The 19,641-nt window shown below is 54.5% G+C and carries 21 protein-coding genes; 12 read left to right on the top strand and 9 right to left on the bottom strand.

Annotated elements, in window-relative coordinates:
• Positions 1 to 75 precede the first annotated feature (75 nt).
• Positions 76 to 375: an XRE family transcriptional regulator gene (locus HWQ15_RS08650; protein ID WP_023299004.1), complete on the top strand. Its 300-nt coding sequence runs from the start codon at positions 76 to 78 to the stop codon at positions 373 to 375.
• Positions 376 to 439: 64 nt separating this feature from the next.
• Here the strand turns inward: HWQ15_RS08650 and HWQ15_RS08645 are convergent, their stop codons facing one another.
• From HWQ15_RS08645 to HWQ15_RS08635, 3 genes are all read right to left on the bottom strand, one after another.
• Positions 440 to 1,210, bottom strand: coding sequence for a GlxA family transcriptional regulator (locus HWQ15_RS08645; RefSeq protein WP_223861999.1), 771 nt, complete (start codon positions 1,208 to 1,210; stop codon positions 440 to 442).
• A 353-nt stretch (positions 1,211 to 1,563) separates the two neighbouring features.
• Entirely contained in the window at positions 1,564 to 2,043 is a 480-nt protein-coding gene (locus tag HWQ15_RS08640; RefSeq protein ID WP_022646606.1) for a hypothetical protein, read from the bottom strand.
• Position 2,044: 1 nt separating this feature from the next.
• A complete protein-coding gene (locus HWQ15_RS08635) occupies positions 2,045 to 2,833 on the bottom strand; it encodes a winged helix-turn-helix domain-containing protein (protein ID WP_063148977.1) in 789 nt (262 codons plus the stop codon).
• 834 nt (positions 2,834 to 3,667) lie between these two features.
• Here HWQ15_RS08635 and HWQ15_RS08630 point away from each other — a divergent pair.
• Genes HWQ15_RS08630 through HWQ15_RS08605 form a run of 6 tightly spaced genes read left to right on the top strand, consistent with a single transcriptional unit; the run spans position 3,668 to position 9,703 of the window.
• Positions 3,668 to 4,270, top strand: coding sequence for a helix-turn-helix transcriptional regulator (locus tag HWQ15_RS08630; protein ID WP_022646604.1), 603 nt, complete (start codon positions 3,668 to 3,670; stop codon positions 4,268 to 4,270).
• 52 nt (positions 4,271 to 4,322) lie between these two features.
• Complete coding sequence (locus tag HWQ15_RS08625; protein ID WP_063148978.1) at positions 4,323 to 4,907, top strand: fimbrial protein; 585 nt, start codon at positions 4,323 to 4,325, stop codon at positions 4,905 to 4,907.
• A gap of 53 nt (positions 4,908 to 4,960) precedes the next feature.
• Positions 4,961 to 5,638, top strand: a complete 678-nt coding sequence (locus HWQ15_RS08620) for a molecular chaperone (RefSeq protein ID WP_063148979.1) — start codon at positions 4,961 to 4,963, stop codon at positions 5,636 to 5,638.
• Between the two features lie 23 nt (positions 5,639 to 5,661).
• On the top strand, positions 5,662 to 8,187 hold the full coding sequence (locus tag HWQ15_RS08615; protein WP_063148980.1) for a fimbria/pilus outer membrane usher protein: 2,526 nt from the start codon (positions 5,662 to 5,664) through the stop codon (positions 8,185 to 8,187).
• A complete protein-coding gene (locus HWQ15_RS08610) occupies positions 8,178 to 8,696 on the top strand; it encodes a fimbrial protein (protein ID WP_038415006.1) in 519 nt (172 codons plus the stop codon). The genes HWQ15_RS08615 and HWQ15_RS08610 overlap by 10 nt, the downstream gene beginning before the upstream one ends.
• Positions 8,696 to 9,703 (top strand): fimbrial protein, encoded by a 1,008-nt coding sequence (locus HWQ15_RS08605; protein WP_063148981.1) that lies wholly within the window; start codon positions 8,696 to 8,698, stop codon positions 9,701 to 9,703. Before HWQ15_RS08610 ends, HWQ15_RS08605 begins: the two co-directional genes overlap by 1 nt.
• Position 9,704: 1 nt before the next feature.
• On the opposite strand, the gene HWQ15_RS08600 is transcribed toward HWQ15_RS08605, so the two are convergent.
• Complete coding sequence (locus HWQ15_RS08600; RefSeq protein WP_023305169.1) at positions 9,705 to 10,229, bottom strand: lipocalin family protein; 525 nt, start codon at positions 10,227 to 10,229, stop codon at positions 9,705 to 9,707.
• A 117-nt stretch (positions 10,230 to 10,346) separates the two neighbouring features.
• On the opposite strand from HWQ15_RS08600, the gene HWQ15_RS08595 reads away from it, so the two are divergent.
• From HWQ15_RS08595 to HWQ15_RS08575, 5 genes are all read left to right on the top strand, one after another.
• Complete coding sequence (locus tag HWQ15_RS08595) at positions 10,347 to 11,072, top strand: MerR family transcriptional regulator (protein ID WP_063148982.1); 726 nt, start codon at positions 10,347 to 10,349, stop codon at positions 11,070 to 11,072.
• A gap of 99 nt (positions 11,073 to 11,171) precedes the next feature.
• Entirely contained in the window at positions 11,172 to 11,582 is a 411-nt protein-coding gene (uraH, locus tag HWQ15_RS08590; RefSeq protein ID WP_023298998.1) for a hydroxyisourate hydrolase, read from the top strand.
• Positions 11,583 to 11,684: 102 nt separating this feature from the next.
• Positions 11,685 to 12,644: a DUF523 and DUF1722 domain-containing protein gene (locus HWQ15_RS08585; protein ID WP_063147053.1), complete on the top strand. Its 960-nt coding sequence runs from the start codon at positions 11,685 to 11,687 to the stop codon at positions 12,642 to 12,644.
• A gap of 145 nt (positions 12,645 to 12,789) precedes the next feature.
• Positions 12,790 to 13,878 (top strand): AAA family ATPase, encoded by a 1,089-nt coding sequence (locus HWQ15_RS08580; RefSeq protein WP_063148983.1) that lies wholly within the window; start codon positions 12,790 to 12,792, stop codon positions 13,876 to 13,878.
• Positions 13,879 to 14,139: 261 nt separating this feature from the next.
• The gene (locus HWQ15_RS08575; RefSeq protein ID WP_023298995.1) at positions 14,140 to 14,622 is read left to right on the top strand and encodes an Hcp family type VI secretion system effector; all 483 of its coding nucleotides are present in this window, start codon (positions 14,140 to 14,142) and stop codon (positions 14,620 to 14,622) included.
• Between the two features lie 24 nt (positions 14,623 to 14,646).
• On the opposite strand, the gene HWQ15_RS08570 is transcribed toward HWQ15_RS08575, so the two are convergent.
• The 5 genes from HWQ15_RS08570 to HWQ15_RS08550 form a co-directional block, all read right to left on the bottom strand.
• Positions 14,647 to 14,964: a DUF1493 family protein gene (locus HWQ15_RS08570; protein WP_023298994.1), complete on the bottom strand. Its 318-nt coding sequence runs from the start codon at positions 14,962 to 14,964 to the stop codon at positions 14,647 to 14,649.
• Positions 14,964 to 15,416: an STM2901 family protein gene (locus tag HWQ15_RS08565; RefSeq protein ID WP_032646726.1), complete on the bottom strand. Its 453-nt coding sequence runs from the start codon at positions 15,414 to 15,416 to the stop codon at positions 14,964 to 14,966. Before HWQ15_RS08565 ends, HWQ15_RS08570 begins: the two co-directional genes overlap by 1 nt.
• Before the next feature lie 123 nt (positions 15,417 to 15,539).
• Entirely contained in the window at positions 15,540 to 16,790 is a 1,251-nt protein-coding gene (locus HWQ15_RS08560) for an HlyD family secretion protein (protein WP_023298992.1), read from the bottom strand.
• 6 nt (positions 16,791 to 16,796) lie between these two features.
• A complete protein-coding gene (locus tag HWQ15_RS08555) occupies positions 16,797 to 17,546 on the bottom strand; it encodes a hypothetical protein (protein ID WP_032626635.1) in 750 nt (249 codons plus the stop codon).
• Positions 17,543 to 19,639 (bottom strand): peptidase domain-containing ABC transporter, encoded by a 2,097-nt coding sequence (locus tag HWQ15_RS08550; protein ID WP_063216187.1) that lies wholly within the window; start codon positions 19,637 to 19,639, stop codon positions 17,543 to 17,545. Before HWQ15_RS08550 ends, HWQ15_RS08555 begins: the two co-directional genes overlap by 4 nt.
• Positions 19,640 to 19,641: the final 2 nt, after the last annotated feature.

Below are 19,641 nucleotides of genomic sequence, written 5' to 3'. Positions count from 1 at the left end.
CATTTCTGATAAGGGTGGACGGGTCGAAAATGCAGTTGTTCGGTTTTATCGAACAACTGCCAGCGAGGCAGCCAAGTGAAAACCTTAAATGAAGTGATTGCGTCACGCTCACCGGAAAGCCAACAGCGCATTCAGGAGATGGCAGAGGAAATGTTCCTCGAAACCGGTCTGCAACTTCTGCGTGAAGAGCTCCAGCTTTCGCAAAAACATGTCGCCGATCTTATGGGCGTAAGTCAACCTGCGGTAACACAGCTGGAGCAGCGTGGAAACGATCTGAAGATTGCTACGCTTAAGCGTTACATCGAAGCGATGGGCGGAAAACTTAGCATTAACGTGGAACTACCCACTGGCAAGCAGGTTGCGTTTCATCTCTAGCGCGATTGTATCTGTAGTTGATGGCGCAACTATATAAGCCACATTTTACATCCACCTCAGAAAATTAATTCTGCGACGTGCGCCACACCCCAGGCGTACAACCGTACTCCGTCTGAAAATGACGAATAAAGTGCGCGCAGTCGCTGAACCCCATCCGCTGCGCAATATCCGTCACGCTTTGCTGCGAGTTCTTCAGCAGCCAGCAAGCATAGCGCAGTCTGGCGCTGCGGATAAATTCGCGGGCCGTTTTGCCGAATTCTGCGTGGAACAGACGGTTGAGCTGGCGTTCACTCAATGCCACTTCTCGCGCAAGCCCGGCGGTAGTGAGCGGCCGGGTCAGGAACTGTTCTATCAGCATGACGGCGCGGCGCAACCGCGAGTCAGGGATAAGCGCAAGATTCGCCGGACGTGGGGTGGCAATTTCATGCGGAACGAGCGACAAACGCTGACAGGTGGTGCTGGCGATATCATCCCCGGCATGGGCGCGGATAAGCTCAGTTGCCAGCGTCAGGGTGGAAATACCGCCCGGGCAGGTCAGCACATCGCCATCGTCGATGAAATCATACCCTTGCTCAGCATAAACCAGCGGGAAAGCCTGCCGAAATGCATCAAGGTGGAAAGGATGGATGGACGCTCGTCGTTCATTCAGCAATCCTTCCTGTGCGAGGACAAAACTGCCGGTGCCAATGCCAATGAGCGGAACCCCGGCATGGTGGGCATGTGCCAGATACGCTTTATCCCCCTGATACCCTAAGTCCAGATACTGCAATTCACCGCCGATAACAGCAAGGTAGTTAAAACTGTCCGGCGGCCCATGGGGAGAATCCGGCCTCATGATAATCCCCGCATTGCTGATAATCGGGATATCAGGAAATTCACTTATCAGGCTGATTTTAAATGCTAATTTATCCTGAGCTTTCGCTGCATAACGCAGCGCTTCCAGCAATCCAGATACCGCCAGAAGTGAATAACGGGGCCATAATATCAACCCAATATGCAGACACTTTTCCGGTACTGATTTCCCCCCATCGGAGGAGTAAAATACACTTTTCATTTACTTGCCAAATTTAAAATTAATTACATTATCGCAACATGATCTGTCGCACTTTATATTTCTAAGATAATCCTGATATTTTAAATCAAGCATAAATGAGACGGGAGGAAAATATAATGCTTTTCTCGTTTACATCATTCTTTTTTTGAACCACGACACACATATGTCGGTAATGTTCCTAAGGTAAAGATATAGTTACCATTATGTTGTTCATTGATACGCATATAAATACTCTTGCCCGGATAGACAAAAAATTGCGGTTCATATTTTTCCAGCCAGCTGTCTTCGACATTATCGTCCGGGAAAGTCATATTTTTTTCTGACGTCAGCAAATAGAGGCGATCTTTTCTCTCCACCCGAAAGGAAATTTTCCTGTCGATGGTTTTACCCGGATCGCTCTTTGCCCGGCCATTCATGCTCAGGGTGCCGAATTTCCCGTCGAAGGTGTAATTCAGCCAGACCGTCAGCGTCTCATCCGGATGGTGCTGTACCAGATTAGCCTGGCATGAAAAAGGCTGAACGTAAGATCGGTGCCACAGGTAATAGCCCGTCAGCACGCCTGCCGTGACGAGGCCCGTCACGATGACATACAGCATCTGCCGAAAACGAGTCATGCTAGTTATCCTTCAGGAAATAATCAGATATACAGCGGTTCGGTTCTTTCATTGGCCGGTCGCAGCGAATAACCGACGCACGAGGAAGCAGGGCGTACCAGCTGATGTAAACCCAGGGATATTGCGCGCATTCAGCCTTGAATTGTTCTACATAGGTCAGCGCGGAAGCGCGTTCAGCGTGAGTCTGAATGTCGTTCGCAAGATAAACGCGACAGGCCCCAACGGATGCCGCAAAACGGTAATCCTCAACAAAACGGTTTTCCCTGGCGCTCATATATCCCGTCACGCCTGCCCCGGCCAGGATGACCAATAGCCCCATGACGACAGCCAGCCAGCGCGTGGGCTTCCTGGCAACGGGCGCTGCTGGCTCGGAGGATGCAGAGACCTCCTCGATCGCTGGCGCCTCCACACATTGTCCCTCTGCGGGTTGAGGCGTGACAGGCGAAGACTCTCTGACGGTTATTTGCGTGTCGCTTGCCAGCGTCAGCCCAATACGGGGAATGGTAACGATAGGGTCAGTTTCAAAACCAATCTTTTTGAGCCCTTTGCGCAGAATGGAGATGTTCTGGTAATAGGTATTGGAGGAGACAAGCATGCCGCGGCTTTGCCAGACAATATCAAGGAACTCTTGCTGAGTGACAATCGACCCCGCTCTGTCGATTAATAACAACAGGCATCGGCCTGCTGGCGAATTTAACACAACCACACGGTCAGGATTGTTGATATCACGTAACGTGCTGGCCGCAGGATGAAATTCGACGATATTATTTATAATGTAATGCTTATGCATAGGGGCAGTATGAATTCTCCGGTTAACAAATGTTGAACCTGAGTCACCGCATGTATGTGATGACATTCGCGTCGGGATTAATGTGACTGATTAACGGCATGCTGTATATCTTCGCCATTGGCGAAAAATCTTAATTTATATTTCATCCCTTAAGCTTCACTGAACCTGCATAAGAACTCAACCCTTGTAGAATGTGGCTTGCAGAGCCGATTCATCCGCGATCATCCTCATTATGATGTTTTGTGAAGTGAATTTCCGCTCCACAGAAGTATCTGACTATCGACAGCATCTCTTTTATCAGAGCCTTTCCTTTTGGCGCACTCCTCGCCTCTTGACATTGACAAATATCTACATAAAAAAACATTGTACGCCACGGACATGCGTGTCTGAAACATTCAGTACTCTTAAGCCTTAAGTTTTCTCAACCTGACAAATATCAATAATTTACATGGTTTTTGTATGCTTTTCAGCCACCACTCTATCAGTTTTTATCGATGATAACATTCGTAAATTGTTATTCCCCGTCAGCAACTTCACACCCGCACTGACATCAGACGACAAATTCCTTACAAAACATTTATCAAAGCTAAATTTTCATTAAAAATAGCGGCTATCATAATTTACAGAAAGCGAAGCGGAATAAGACCAATCAGAGGGAAGCGTCGTAACCGGTCTCGATCTTAGTAATTAATACAATTTTAGATTAATTCAGATTACCTCTTTATTGGCCGACGTATAGTAGGCCTACACTATGCAATACGTCATTGCTTCGAGAATACTGGCGATACCCTTATAAATAATTCGCCTGATTACTATTATAAATCGAGGAATAACATGACGAACAATAACCAAATAACACAGCATATTACTGTTGCATTGATGGGCGGCGATCATTATGCAAGAAACGGCATTAAAACGTTATTACGCAGCATCCGCGATGACCTACACATCATTATCATCGAAGGAGGTTATCAGGAACTGGATAAGGCGCTCTCATCGATTCGTATCGATATCTTATTTATATCCGGCGCAGAGAAATACCATACAGGGTATGGCTCACTAAAATATTTAAAAAAAATCAAAGCCACGCATCCAGAGGTGATTATCTGCCTGTACTCAACCTCTGCCCATTCCCTGTTATGGGCCAGGGAAGATATTGATGCCTATATCTCGCTACAGAACACGGTTTATCAGTGGCGGATAAAGCTAGCAAAAATGGTCGATAGCCATTATCGGCCCCAAAAGCAGCCAGCGGCGTTATCGCTGACGCCAGGAGAAAGGAGGGTATTAAAGGAACTCAGGAACGGACTGGATATACGTTACATCGCAGAACTGGAGAAACTTTCTTATCGCCGCGTGAGCGCTTTAAAAAGCTCAGCGATAAGGAAACTCGGGCTCAGGAATAAGACAGATTTGCTGGTCTTTTTAACCAGTTAGACCTGCCGCTTTCAGAGCAAATCTCGTAATAAAAAAACCAAGGAACCATGAAATGAAAGCACGCCTTACTTGCCAATCTCTACTGGCATTAAGCATTGCCGCCCTGCTGCCAGCGGGCTCAGCACTGGCCGCCACCACCAGCGGCGGCACGGTTAACTTCAGCGGTAAAGTGGTGACCTCCGCCTGTGCCATCAGCGCCGGTAGCGCCAATATCGACGTCGACATGGGTGAAGTGCGTACCGCCACGCTGGCTGCCGCAGGCAGTGAAGCCAGTACCGCAAAAGCCTTCTCCATCACGCTGGAAGATTGCGAAATCGCCGATACCTCCGCGTCCACGGAAGATAACCCCATTGCCGCAACGACTGTGGCTATCACCTTCACCGGTACGCCGGACAGTACCGATGTGAATAGCCTGGCCGCGGGAGTAAACGGCGGCGCGGGCTCGGCGCAGCATGTCGCTATCCGTCTTTATGATGAACAGGGCAACTTCGTCAGGCTGGGTGAGCCGGCAGCAGCGATCCCCCTGCGTGCGGGGGCGAACACCCTGAACTTCAGCGCGAAATATTACTCCCCACTGGGCAACGCCACGGCGGGTGATGCCAGCGCGGTCGCAACCTACACCGTGACCTATTCGTAATCTTCAGGCCCGGTCTGCTGGCCGGGTCTGACTCAGCTTTCAGGAGACGCACAATGCGCGTAAACACATGGATTTGTCTGGCTGGCACGTTATGTTCATCCGCCGTGTATGCAGGCGGCGTGGGGTTGGGTGCAACGCGGCTGGTCTACGCAGGCGCGACGACGCAGACGATGATGCAGGTAAGAAATACCCACCCTGATGCCACGTTCCTGATCCAGTCATGGATGGAAGACGAGAAAGGGAGCCGTACCAACGACTTCGTCATCACGCCGCCGCTGTACGTCATGAAGCCCGCCAGCGAAAGCGCGGTGAAAATCATGTTCAGCGGCAACGCACTGCCAGCCGATCGCGAAACGCTGTACTGGATGACGGTCAAAGCTATCCCACAGCAGGTTAAAAACGGTTCCGGCAATTCGCTGCAATTCGCCTCTGCCAACCGCATCAAGGTCTTTTATCGCCCTGAGTCGCTTCGGGAAGGCGCAGGAGAGGCATGGAAAAACCTTGCAGGCGCCTACCGCGCGGGCAAGGTCACGCTGACCAACCCAACGCCGTATTACCTCACCACCATTAATCTGAAAATTGATGGCAGGCCGGTGTCGCCCGTCATGGTGCCGCCGAAAGCCAGCGTGACGCTGGCAGACACCTTCAGCCATGCGACCAGCATGAGCTACCAGACGATTAACGATTATGGGGCCTGGACGCCCGTCACCCGCACGTCATTGTCCCAATAATAAAAACAGTAAGGCGTGACCACATGAAAATTAAAATCCTGTGCGCCACGGCGATCGCCCTGGTGATTCGGCAAGCCGTGGCTGCCGAAAGCGAGCTGCACTTTAATCCTGCGTTTCTCAACGGCGAACAGGCAAACAGTGCCGATCTCGCCTGGGTCAACGCCGGGAGCGCGTTGCCGCCGGGCGAGTACAATCTTAACGTGTATATCAACACCCAGTTCGCGTTCACAGGTAACGTCACGTTTCGCGTCGCTGAAAACACCGCCGGTGAAGCCCTGCCGTGCCTTACACCTGCGCAATTCGCCGCACTTGGCATCGACAGCCGTCAGGCGAAAGGGGGTGAGCTGTCGCCTGCGCAGCGCTGCATTTTTTTAACCCGGTCGTTCGCCGATACCCGGTTTGATTTTGACCAGAGGACGCTTACCCTCAACTTCACCGTACCGCAAAGCGCGATGCGCGCTCTGCCGCGCGGGTACGTCAGCCCGGAGAGCTGGGAATCCGGCATCCCTGCCGCGTGGCTGAACTATGTGGTCAATGGCGCGAATAATGACTACCGGGGCGAGACGCGCACGCGGGAACAACAGCTGTTTGTGAGCCTGAACAGCGGCGCCAACCTGGGCGCATGGCGGCTGCGTGATTTCACCACGTGGACCAAAGAGAGTAACGAGCTCACCCACGTCCAGACCTGGCTACAGCGGGATATCCGCGCCCTGCGTGCCCAGGTTTATGCCGGTGAAACGTTCACCTCATCGCAGGTGTTTGACGCCGTTGGCCTGCGTGGGATTGCCCTGAAGACCGATGACAATATGTTGCCCGCCAGCCTGAGCGGTTACGCGCCTGAAGTGCGCGGCATTGCGCGCAGCAATGCCACGGTGACGGTTCGCCAGAACGGTAACGTTATCTATCAAACCTCGGTTCCGCCGGGGGCGTTTGTGCTGAAAGATCTCTATCCGACCTCTTCCGGCGGCGATCTCGCGGTCACCATTCAGGAGAGCGACGGCAGCCAGACGCAATACACCCTGCCCTTTGCCAGCGTGCCGAATCTGGTGCGTAACGGTCAGGTCAAATATGCTCTGGGGGCCGGGAAATACCGCCCTGCGGGCAATCAGATTTCGCCCTCCTTCGCGCAGGGCGAGCTGTTCCTGGGCTGGCGATACGGTCTCACGTTTTATGGCGGGGCGCAGTTTTCCGATCGCTACAACGGCCTGGCCTTAGGTATAGGGCAGAATCTCGGCCGCTTTGGCGCCTACTCCCTCGACCTCACCCATGCCCGCAGCCAGCTGGCTGATAATCAGCACTACACCGGGGATTCGGTGCGCCTGCGGTACAGCAAGCTGCTGAACGATATCGGTACGCGGGTCAATTTCTTCTCGCTGCGTTACTCAACGGCAGGGTTTTATACCCTCAGCGATACCACTTACAAAGGCATGGCGGGCGGAGCGCCAGAACAGACCGTAGAAGACGATGGCACCGTCACCACCCGCTACGACACGGTTTACAACCTGCATATGTCGCGTAAGGCAAAAAATCAGCTGCTGTTGTCGCAGCCGATGGGCGAATACGGCGCGCTGTCGCTGTCCTGGGATCAACAAACCTACTGGAATACGTCAAAAACCACGCAAAGTTTGCAGTTCGCGTGGAACGCAACGTTTCGTAATCTGTCGCTTGGCATCAGCGCCCAGCGTAGCTCTAGCCTGTACGACAACAAGAAAGACAATATCCTTGCGTTGTCCCTGTCGGTGCCGCTGGGTAACCCGGCGCTGTCGACCCGTCTCCGTTTTACCGCTACCCATGCGGATCCCGCTGGCACCACCGCCAGTACCGGTGTCAGTGGTTATCTGCCGGGACAGGAGAATCTTTTCTATAGCGTCAACCAGCGCTACAGCGCGCAGCAGCACTACGGCGGCGATGCCGCGCTGCAATACGAGGGCGCGTGGGGAGAGTATAACCTGGGCCACAGCTACGCCGGTGACTCCCGCAACCTCAGCTACGGGATGAGCGGCGGTGCGGTGCTGCATGAGGATGGCCTGACGCTGAGCCAGCCGCTCGGGAACACCAATATCCTGGTGAAAGCCCCGGGCGCCAGCCATGTCGCCGTGCTCAACCACAAGGGCATCAAAACCGACAGCCGGGGCTATGCGGTGATCCCGTACGCCACGCCGTATCGCGTTAATCAGGTTGCGCTGGATGTCACCACCGTGGGCAATGACGTGGAGCTTGAGAACGCCATCGCCAATAAAATCCCCACCGACGGGGCACTGGTTCGCGCCACCCTCACCACGCGTCAGGGGGCAAAAGCGATGTTTATCGTGCGTCACGCTAAAGACGTGCTCCCCTTCGGCACGCTGGTCTCGTCAGAGGATGACAACGCCAGCGGTATCGTCGGCGATGGCGGCAGCGTGTATCTGACCGGCCTGTCAGCGAAGGGAACATTGCATGCCGTATGGGGACGCGACAGCGCCCAGCGCTGCACGATCCGCTATGCGTTGAACCCGAAAAATTATCAGGCCCGCACCGGGCTGTATTCCCAGGAGGTCATATGTCAGTAACCGTCCGGTTTCTCCCCCTGATCCTGCTGATGTTCATCACCGTCCCCGTACGCGGCTATGACGTGCTGGTTTCCGTGACCGGCAACGTGATCGGCAATACCTGTATTGTCTCGGAAGATTCGAAGGAGCAAAACGTGCCGCTGGGCACCCTCGGCGTAAAGCAATTTAGCGAGGCGGGGGCAGTCAGCAATATCAAAACGCCCTTCACGCTCACCCTTGAAGCGTGCGGCCCTACCTTTGCTGGCGTGAAAATCCGCTTCAGCGGTACGCCGGATGACGAGAATCCGCAGCTTCTGAAAGTCGCTGACGGCGGCGCGACCGGCGTGGCGGTGCAGATTCTGGATAAAGACAGCGTACTTATCCCGCTGGACACCCAAACCACTGCTTACGGCGCGGCGGGGGATGACAGCGTAAAAATGACCTTCTATGCGCGACTGGCCGCCACGGGTGCGCCGGTCAATGCCGGAGACGTTTCGGCAGTGGCGACCTGGACGACGGAGTATCAATAATGCGTTTACTGTTTTTAGGCCTGTTTTTCATGACGTCTCAGGCACTTGCCCTCTCCTGGACATCGGATATCACACTTTCACCCACGCCCATGTCCTGGTCCGGCCCGGCAGACTCCATCGTGCCCGGAAAGACGATCGGCTCTGAATGGAGCGCCACTGCGAGCGTCTCGGAAGTCTTCTGGTGCGGCCTGGTATTTACCTGCTCCAAAGGGACGCTGGAGCCGAGCAGCAGCGTAACGGCCACCGGCATCACGGTTATTCTTGATGGCGCAAATTACATGGTATTTGAAACGGGCGTGCCCGGCATCGGCTTCATTCTTGGGCTTAAAGATTATAACGGCACCACCTATGTCCCGATGCAGACGGGCATTACGCAGAGTTATCCGGCCGACGGGACTAACGGTTACGCCTCCACACTGGGCTGGTCGGCAAAAGTGACGTTTATCAAGACCGGCGTTCCGCTGAAATCCGGCGTATACCAGACCCCCACCATTAATGCGGCGATCCTGACGGCCTATAACAACGAAGTGAAAACCGCACAGGTGATCATCAACCCGACCACCATCACGGTGACGGCAAGCGGCTGCACGGTAGGCACGAAAAGCGCCAACGTCGACCTGGGCACCATTGATGTTCACACGCTACCCAGCGTAGGCAGCACCTCGCCATCGGAGGCGTTTAACGTCAGCCTGACCTGCGATGAGAACGTGGCGGTTAACGCAGTAATGACCGATCAGACCACGCCGTCAAATACCACCTCGGTCGTGACGCTGACCGGGGACTCCACGGCCTCCGGCATTGGCGTACAGTTTTTCTATAACGGTACCGGGCCGCTGATGATGGGGTCAGACAGCTCGGCCGCAGGCACGACGGGACAGTTTTTCATCCAGACCACCAGCGCAGCACAAACGCTGTCGCTGCCGTTCCAGGCGCAGTACATCCGAACCGGAGAGCTGGTCCCCGGCTCGGCTAACGCCCTGGCGAGCATTACGTTTTCGTATCAGTAGGTCAGTGTTTAACCCACACCAGCTGATCGACCCGGAATCCCAGATCGCGTGCGGTATTCAGGTAGTCCTGTTTTACCGCATCCGGAATGGTCGGGGTGCGCGATAAAATCCACAGGTAGTCGCGGTTCGGGCCGCTGACCAGCGCGTACTGGTACTTATCGTCCAGCTTGATCACGTTATAGCCGCCGTAGAACGGGCCGAAGAACGAAACCTTCAGCGCAGCCGTAGTCGGTTCGCCGGTAAAGTACGCCTTTCCTTCGCTCTCATTCCACTTGTTCTTCACCGGATCATAGCCACGATTCAGTACGCTGATACCGCCATCGCTGCGCTTGCCGTACGTCGCGGTCACCTGTTCCAGACCGCGCTCGAAGCGATTTTCCAGTCGGGCGACTTCATACCATTTGCCGAGATAGCGGCTGGCATCAAAGCCGGTAATGGGCTGCACGCCTTTCGGCGGCGTGGGAGATTTACAGGCAACCAGCGTCAGCGCAATGGCGACACCGGTAACGACAGGCCATAGCCTCATGAGAACTCCTTTCATTTACGCGGTTGGACGTTAAGTGTAGCGCACCCGTGCGGCGCTTCATCCCGTCGGGGAATATTCGTAGTATATTGAGACTACTCCTTCTCTTCGGATGCAGACATGGCTTACTCCATCGGCGAATTCGCCAGACTCAGCGGCATCACCGCCACCACGCTGCGGGCGTGGCAGCGACGCTATGGATTACTCAAACCCGAGCGTACGGACGGCGGTCACCGCCTGTACAGCGATGAGGACGTTCAGCAGGCGCTGAAAATCCTCGACTGGGTTAAAAAAGGCGTACCCATCGGCCAGGTAAAATCACTGCTGGAACGCCCTGTTCCGCGCCGCGCCAATAACTGGCAAACCCTGCAACAGGCCATGCTGCAAAAGTTGCAGGAGGGGAAAATTGAATCCCTGCGTCAGATGATTTACGACGCCGGACGCGAATACCCAAGGCCAGAGCTGGTCACTAACGTGCTGCGTCCGTTGCGCAGCCAGATATCGGCCAACGTCGCCGCCGCCATGACGCTGCGTGAGATCCTCGACGGCATCCTCATCGCCTACACCTCGTTTTGCCTTGAGGCCGATAAAAAAGCGCCGGGCGATAACATCCTCATCAGCGGCTGGCATCTGAACGACCCGTGTGAGATCTGGCTTGAAGCCCTGACGCGCACCGGCCAGGGCCACCGCATCGACATACTGCCGGTTCCCCCTGCCGCGCTGGCCCCGGAAATTTTCCCGGATCGCAAATGGCTGCTGGTTACCAGCGGTAAACTTACCGCCGCGCGGAAAAAGCAGGTTGCGCAGTGGCAGCAGCAGGTTTCCCTTGAGGTAATTATCCTCTGATTATTTTCTGCTGTGGCAAACTTCACGAAAAGTTGAATATTTTTTCGCGCAGCGAGTGCTAACGTTTTCCTGTCACCGACAACTCAACAGGAAAACACGATGAAAAAGACACTCCCTCTGATGATGCTGGCTACAATGGCTTTCGCCCCTGCCGCGTTCAGCGCCCCGGCAGGCACCCTGAGCGTCCACGTTCTGGACCAGCAAACCGGTATGCCGCCAGCGGATGTGGCCGTCACGCTGGAAAAGCAGGAGCAGAACAAGTGGACCCCGATTGCCAGCGGTAAAACCGACCACGACGGGCGCATCAAATCGCTCTATCCGCAGGATCAGGATATGGCGCCAGGCGTGTATAAAGTGACCTTCAAAACCGCAGATTACTTCCACGGCAAAAAGCTGGACTCCTTCTTCCCGGAAGTGCCGGTGCTGTTCACCGTCACCCGCACCAATGAAAAACTGCACATCCCGCTTCTGCTCAGCCAGTACGGTTACTCAACCTACAAGGGCAGCTGATTGCTCTTGATTTTAAAGACGATTAAAAAATAATCCCGTCAATACTTGGACAAATACGCATTGTTGTGTAACTTTTAGATATGAGATCGGGAGGTGCACATCATGACAACAAAACCTGTGCTGGGTATTAGCGGATGTTTGACCGGTTCCGCCGTTCGCTTTGACGGCGGACATAAGCGTATGGGCTTTGTGATGGATGAGCTGGCGCAGTGGGTCGCTTTCCGCCCGGTATGCCCTGAAATGGCTATCGGCCTGCCCACGCCTCGTCCGGCGCTGCGCCTGGTGATGACCACCGGCGGCGAGACAGAAATGCGATTCAGCAAAGCGCCGCACGATGACGTCACGCAGAAGATGGCCGCATTTACGGCAGATTATCTGCTGAAAATCGGCGATCTGTCAGGGTTTATCGTCTGTGCAAAATCCCCTAGCTGCGGCATGGAGCGCGTGCGGCTGTACGACGAAAACGGCAACCGGGGCCGCAAGGAGGGTGTCGGGCTGTTCACCGCCGCCCTCCTTGAAACTTTCCCCTGGCTGCCCGTCGAAGAAGACGGTCGCCTGCACGATCCGGTACTGCGGGAAAACTTTGTTGAGCGCGTTTTTGCTCTCCACGAACTGAACGTAATGCGTAAAAATGGCCTGACGCGCCGTGCCCTGCTGGACTTTCACAGCCGCTATAAGCTTCAGCTTCTGGCGCACCATCAGGCAGGCTACCGTGAAATTGGTCCGTTTGTGGCATCACTGCATGAGTGGGACGATCTGGACGCGTTTTTCGTGGCCTATCGCGACAAACTGATGAATATCCTGAAAAAACCCGCTTCGCGGAAGAATCATACTAACGTGCTGATGCACATTCAGGGCTATTTCCGTAACCAGCTGAACAGCCGCCAGCGCGGAGAACTGCGTGATGTGATCCTGCATTACCGGGACGGACTGCTGCCGATCCTCGCGCCGCTGACGTTGCTTAAGCATTATCTGGCTGAATACCCTGACCGCTATCTGATGACGCAAAACTACTTTGATCCCTATCCTGATGATTTGGGTCTGCGTCTGGCCGTTACCTGATAAGAAAGAAGCGAAGGCCCATTGACCCACAGAGGCCCAAAGCTGTACCCCGTTTAGACGACACCCTCACTGTCGTCTTTTTTTTGCGCTCAGCGTAAAATACTGTAATTCTGTACAGGTTAAGCATGCACAGCGGAGTACCCCGATGATCAAAAATCTGCATATTCAGAACTACCGCTCAATTCGCGATATGTCGCTTGAGCTGGAACAGCTCAACATCGTGTTCGGCCCCAACGGCACCGGAAAATCCAATATTTATAAAGCGATTTACCTGATGCACAGCGCGGCGCAGGGGCAATTCTCCCAAGCGCTGGCAAACGAGGGGGGAATTTTGAAAGTGTTCTGGGCGGGCAAAACCCGCAGCGACCAGCTGCGGCGCATGAACCTGGCGGTGGAAACGGAAACCTATGAATATGAGCTTCAGGTCGGGTTCGTGGAAAAGCTGCCCTATCCCTCACAGTTTCAGCTCGATCCGGTGATCAAAGAGGAAGCTATCTGGCTGAGCGGCCAGCACCGTCGTCCGTCGTCACAGCTGATGAAGCGTAAGAATCAGGCGGTTTTCCTGAACAACGTGCATCACGAAAAAGTGACCCACAGCGGTACGCTGTATGAGAACGAGTCGGTGTTCGGGCAGCTCGGCGAACCGCACCTCTATCCCGAAGTGTCGCAGATGCGCGAGTCCCTGCGTAACTGGCGCTTTTATCATGAGTTTTCCGTCTCATCCGGCTCGGCGATCCGTGCGCCGCAGGTGGGTTTTCGTTCCCCGGTGCTGGCCAGCGACGGCGCGAACCTGGCCGCCGCGTTTCAGACCATTGTCGAAATTGGCGACGAGCTGCTGCTGATACGCATTCTCGACCAGGCCTTCCCCGGCTGCGTGTTTTACAGCGACAACACCGGCGGTCGCTTCCGCATGATGATGCAGCGCGAGGGGCTAAGCAGACCGCTGGAACCGGCAGAGTTCTCCGACGGCACGCTGCGTTTTTTGTGCCTGGCGGTGGCGCTGCTAAGCCCGCGCCCTCCCGCATTTATCGCCCTCAACGAACCGGAAAACAGCCTGCATCCGCAGATGCTGCCCGCTCTGGCAAGCCTCATTGCCGAGGCCAGCCGCTACTCGCAGATCTGGCTCACCAGCCACTCGCCGGAGCTGGCGCAGTTGATTGAGAAGCACCGATCGTTTTCGCTGTATCAGCTGTCGATGATGGAGGGGGAGACGCGGATGGAGCGGCTGGGGTAATTGTCATCCTCACCGGTAGTGCTGAGAGAACCGCTTTTTATCTTTTCTGGAAGCGTCATAAGTTAACTCCTTATTTTGGTTAAAATCTGCCTGGTCAATGTCTTAAAAGGACATCGATTGGGAGTAAACATGATCTGGTTTCACCTTTCCATGCGGATAGCGGACATACGCTGGAGCGTATTGACATACTTGATGGAAAAATAGGTATGGGGTTTTCAAGCGCAATAATGACGTTATTCAACAAAATAAGGAAATAGGGAAATGTCTATACCAGCATACTTATGGCTTAAGGACGACGGTGGAGCATTAATCAAAGGCGGAGTTGATGTTCAGCACAGAGAGTGCAGCATTGAGGTTAAAGGGTTCCACCACAATCTCATGATCCCAACAGATAACGCAACCGGCAAAATAACCGGTACACGTATGCATTCCCCTATGCTGATCATTAAAGAATTCGACTGCTCTAGCCCATATCTTTATAAAGCAGTTGCGACAGGTCAAAGCCTGGTGTCAGCAGAAATAAAATGGTATCGGATCAACTACTCTGGTCAGGAAGAGGAATACTTCAACATGCTGCTTGAAGGCGTGCGAATAGTTTCGATTTCACCGGCAATGGCGCCAGGGGATAACCCTAACGAAAACCATATGGAAACGGTCGAACTGCGTTACGAGAAGATTACCTGGAAGCATAACGACGGGAACATTATCTTCAGCGATGCATGGAACGAACGCCAGTCAGCATAGAACGCACAAGGGGCGCTTAGCCCCTTAATCATACAACCAGCGCCCCGCTTTGGCAGACTCAATTATCATTTCGAGCGTTAGCGGCTTGTACTGACGATCTCGAAACTTCTTTCTTAGCCCAAACTGGAACCAAAAAAGCTCGGGCTCAAAGTAGTTATCCATGACAAAGTTGCTGTGCTCAATTTCATACCGGTTGAAAAGGTCGAGCAGCATCTCCTCCAGATCTTCAGGTACGAGGTTAAAATGCTCCTGGAAGGTCCATTCCTTCAGGGCAGGACGCTTGCGCTCACTGTAGTTCTCAGTAATGTAATCTAAAAATTCCTGCTCATCCGGCAACAACATTAGAAATAGGTCCAGGCAATCCGATCTTTCGGTCGGGCAATGAGGTTGTACTTGTTTCTGGTTTCTCTGGCAACTAGGGCAAAGATAATTACCGCCTGGGCATAGCCAACAAAGGGAACTGCTCTTCCCACGACGGCCCCAACCTTATTTGTCTGTCTGGTTTTACCCATACCGATGATAGTCTCCACTCTCATGCCTTCAGGAAAGTGGACCCCCTTTAAAATGCGACGCGCTACCTTGGACGCGATACTTGTACGCGAACCGGACGCACCCAACACCTTACGCTTGGGTAATATAGGCTGCCCCGCCAGGATTGTTGCAGCAGTCTCCACAGTTACGCCCAGATGGTTCGCCAGACCCTCAGCGAATATCAGCAAAAATAGCTCCTGTGGGGTTACGTTCGCATTCCCGTGATAGAAATACGTCCCGCCAGATTCCTCTACTGTGTCCATAGCATAATCCATTAATCAAAGAGATAAAGGTTAAACCCTTATATTTGTTAAGGATAACAAGGCAATACCACTTTGATTAAATTCAGAAAAGTGCCTGCATAAATGCTTCAAAATGAAATCGGGTCAATCGATAAACCGCTTGCGCACCCTTTCCAGCGGCGCAATCAGCAGATTGATAAGCGGCTTACGATCGATAACGATATCGGCGTTCACCGTCATCCCGCCCATCAGCATGCGCTTTTTCTTGTCCGGGTCGGTAAACCAGGAGGGGACGCGCACTTTAGCCAGGTAGTAGTTCTGCCCTTCCTGGAGCGGGATCAGCGCCGAATGGGCATCAATGTTTACCTCATAGAAATCGGACAGCGTCGCCTCCACGGAACCGTATTTGTCCACGGGCCAGGAGTCGAAGCGCAGCTTAACCTTATCGCCTTTCGCCACGCGCCCCACCCCCGTTGCCGGAACATACAGGTACCCCTCCATCGTCGCCGCGGTATTTTTACGGATCACCACCACCACCTCGCTGTTTTGCGTAATGGCCCGGCCTGGCGGGAAGTTAATCGCCACCACGTAGCCATCTGAAGGGGCCAGCATCGCCATGGTGGAACTCCCCCGGCTGGACAGGTTGCGATCGATTTCGCTGATGCGGTTTTTCACGTACAGCTGCTCTTCGCTCAGCGAATCAATTTGCGACTGGGTGCTGTCGGTCAGGCTGGTTTTGCGCGCCTCAAGCTCAAGAATAGTGCTCTCCTCCAGCGTCAGGTTGAGCTGGGCGTTGAGCACATCGTTATGGCTTTTATCGAGATCCACTTTGGAGACATAGCCCTTCCCGGAGACGGATTTCCACGCCTCGTAGGTGTCGGTGCTGTTTTTTAACAGCGCGCGCAGCTTCTTCACCTTATCGCGGGAAACGGCGATCTGCTTGTCAGTGAGAGCCAGCTGCTGCGCCAGATTTTTGCGATACGACGCAATCGAGTCCTCAATGGCCTGGATGCGCTGCTCGCTGCGCTTTTTCTCCGCTTCCATCTGCTGGCGGTCAAACTGCACCACCGAGCCCTGCTTGCCGCCATAGTCCTGCGACACGGTGAACAGCGGATCGTTTTCCTTCACGTACTGGCCGGGCCGGACGGCAAAATCAACAAGGGTTCCGGACTCTCTGGCGCGCACCTCCACATCGCCCTGCGCCGGGATCAGCACCCCGCGTGCCAGCGTGGTTTCCGAAAAGTTGAAAGCAATCGCAAAGACCAGCAGGCAGAGAAAAAAGGCGATGAACAGCGTCAGCACGGTTTTCAGCCGCGGCGCGTTGATTTGATAGCTTTTTGAGAAGTGGTGCGGGATTAGCGCCCGACGCTGTCGGCTTCGGTTTTTTAATTTCACGATATGTCATCCATGATAAATCACTGAAAGATCGTCCCATCCACTCCAGAGCGTGGGGGTTTTGCGCAGCGCGTTCAGCGTGTCGGCGGCGGCCAGACGGTAATCCTCTGGCGCATACGCCTGGCTCTCCAGCCCAAACTCTACCGCGTGCAGCGAACAGACCGGCAGCAGCGTTCGGACGCTGTAGCCATAACGCGATAAAAACCGCGTGGAGACGTCCGTTAACCACGCCTTGCGATCGCCTGCCTGAATTGGGAACAGTGGCGCATCCGGCAGGCGTTCATCCATCAGCAGCACCGTCACCAGGCGCTGAGGGGCGAAAAACGAGCCGACGCGCCGTCCGTCGTGTGCGGCCATCAGCTTGTGCAGCGCAGGGTGACGGGTAATAAACTGAAAGCGCACATCATCTGGCGCGGTGGCGAGCAGCGCATCCACGATCAGGCCAAAGCCCGCCCAGCGCATGCCCAGAAGCAGGGTGCGAGGCGAACTGTAAAACCCCTGATCCTGCGTCCACTGCGCCACGTACGCATGCAGATCGAAGCGAACGTTGCGCGCCCACAGCGCGGGCGGGAAGATCTGCTCCACGAAGTTAAACCCGCTCAGCTCATGGGCGTTCTGATGCAGAAAATCAGCCGGCACATCGGCCTCCGGGCAGGGCATAAACTGGCTGTAGTTTTGCGCAATCCGGTTTGCCATTAAGGTGCGTCCGGCCTGGCGCGCGCAGAGTCGGGCATAGAGACGCGGCAGAAACATCATTGCTCACTCTCCCGCAGGGTGCCGTTTTCCATGGTATAGAGACGCCCCTGACAGCCCACCACGTCCGGCGAGTGGGTAACAAATACCAGGCCAATCCCCAGGCTACGCAGGTTCGCCAGCACCTTTTGCGCGGTGGTCTTATCCAGGTTCGCCGTCACTTCGTCGCAGAGCAGTAGCTTAGGCTGGCTGTACAGGGCGCGCGCCAGGACCAGACGCTGCATCTCCCCGGCCGAGAAAAAGGTGTTCCCCGGCAGCATCTCCGTTTCGTAACCGTGCGGCAGACGGGCGACGACGTGGTCCACTTCCGCCAGCCGACACGCGGCGATGACCTGCTCTTTATCCGGCGCGCTGTCAAAGCAGGCGATGTTGTCCAGAATCGAGCCGGTGAAGAGAATATCGTCTGCATGGACAATGCGGATGTGCTGGCGTAGCGAGGAAAGATCGCACTCTTCAATGGGGATCTTATTGATCCGCAGCGTGCCAGACGATGACAGCAACATGCCGGAGATCAGACGCAGCAGCGTGGTTTTTCCCGACCCGCTCTGGCCCACAATCACCGCCTCTTCGCCCTGCTTCAGGGTCATGTTGATATGCTGTAGCGTGGCCTCCCGGCCTGGATAAGCAAATGAGACATCCTCAAATTGCAGACAGACCGGCGAGGTGACAATCCGCTTCCCAAACTGGCTGGTTTCAGAGGGGGCAAACAGCAGGTCGCCCACGCGATCCAGCGGCCCCTTAAGGGCATTTTTGTCCAGCAGCTTCTGCGCCACCTGCACCATGGCATCGGAAAAATAGCGCTTATAGCTGATATAGGCGTACAGCATCCCGATACTCATCTGCCCTTCCAGGATCAGCCACGCGCCAAAGCAGACCACCAGCAGCTGCTCGGCATTGATCACCAGCAGCGAAGCCACGTCAAAACGGGCCAGCAGCCGCTCTTTACGCATCAGCCCGGCGATGTGTTCGCGCTGGGATTTGTCCATCACCGCATCCCGGGCCTGCTCCATATTGTTCGCCTTGAGCGTAATGATCCCTTTCTGTGTCTCTACCAGCAGAGATTCATACTGGGCGGTACGCTCGATGGAGTCATCCACCGCGCGTTGATAGGGGCCGATCAGCGAAAAGCGGATCAGGAAAAACACGCCCATCAGCAGCATCGTCAGCAGCGCAATTTTGACGTTATACAGCAGCATAAACAGCAGGCTGGTGACGGCGATCAGGCTGGAAAAGAGAATTTGCACGTAACCATTGCTGATGAACTCCGCGCAGGCGTGGAGCGATTTTTCAATAGCCAGCACGATGCCCGGCGGGCGCGAGCGGAACCAGCTGGTCTGGGTGCGCAGCATGTAGTGGCGCACGGACTGGCTTAAATCGTCATAGGCAATGTTACGCATCAGGATCTCAAGCAGCTGCTTGAGGAATTTACCGATGACTTCAAAGATAAAGACGATAGCGAAGATCGCGGTGAGCAGGATCACCAGATCGCTGTCGCTGCGGGAAATGGCCTCATCCATAATCAGCTGCACGTAGGTGGGGCTCGCCAGCATGGTGATGAGAGTAAAAATACAGAGCACAAACAGCAGCAGCTGCCGCTGGAACAGGCTCGGAGATTTATTGGCTAACCGGCCAAGCGTGAGCTTTTCATCCGGGGATTTCTTTTCGAAACACGGCGTGGGCTTAAGCTCAAGCACATAGCCGGAAAACAGTTTTTCCGCCTCTTTCAGGCGGTAACGACGCACGCCGCTGGCCGGGTCGTGAACGGTCACGCTGCGGCTGTCGATCTTCACGATGACCACGAAATGGTTGCCGCGCCAGAAGGCGATGAGCGGCAGCTCAGACGTTTCTATTTCAGTGATTTCGCCTTTAAGCACCCGGCCAGACATATTTTTATCGCTGGCAAGGGTCAACAATTCCGCCATTGAGGTTCCCGCATCGGCGGAAACGGAAATCTCCCGGCGCAGCTGGCTGACGGAGACATGGTGGTCATAGTGCCCCAACACCATCGCCAGGCAGGCCAGTCCACATTCGGTAAATTCATGCTGGCGAATAATAGGGGTCTTTCCCTGTTTTTTATACTGAAAGAGCGAAAACATAA

The organism is Enterobacter sp. DSM 30060, from assembly GCF_013375955.1.
GTDB classification, from domain to species: Bacteria; Pseudomonadota; Gammaproteobacteria; order Enterobacterales; family Enterobacteriaceae; genus Enterobacter; species Enterobacter intestinihominis.
The sequence above is the reverse complement of the archived record's forward strand: the minus strand, read 5'-3'. Positions and strand labels throughout refer to the sequence as shown.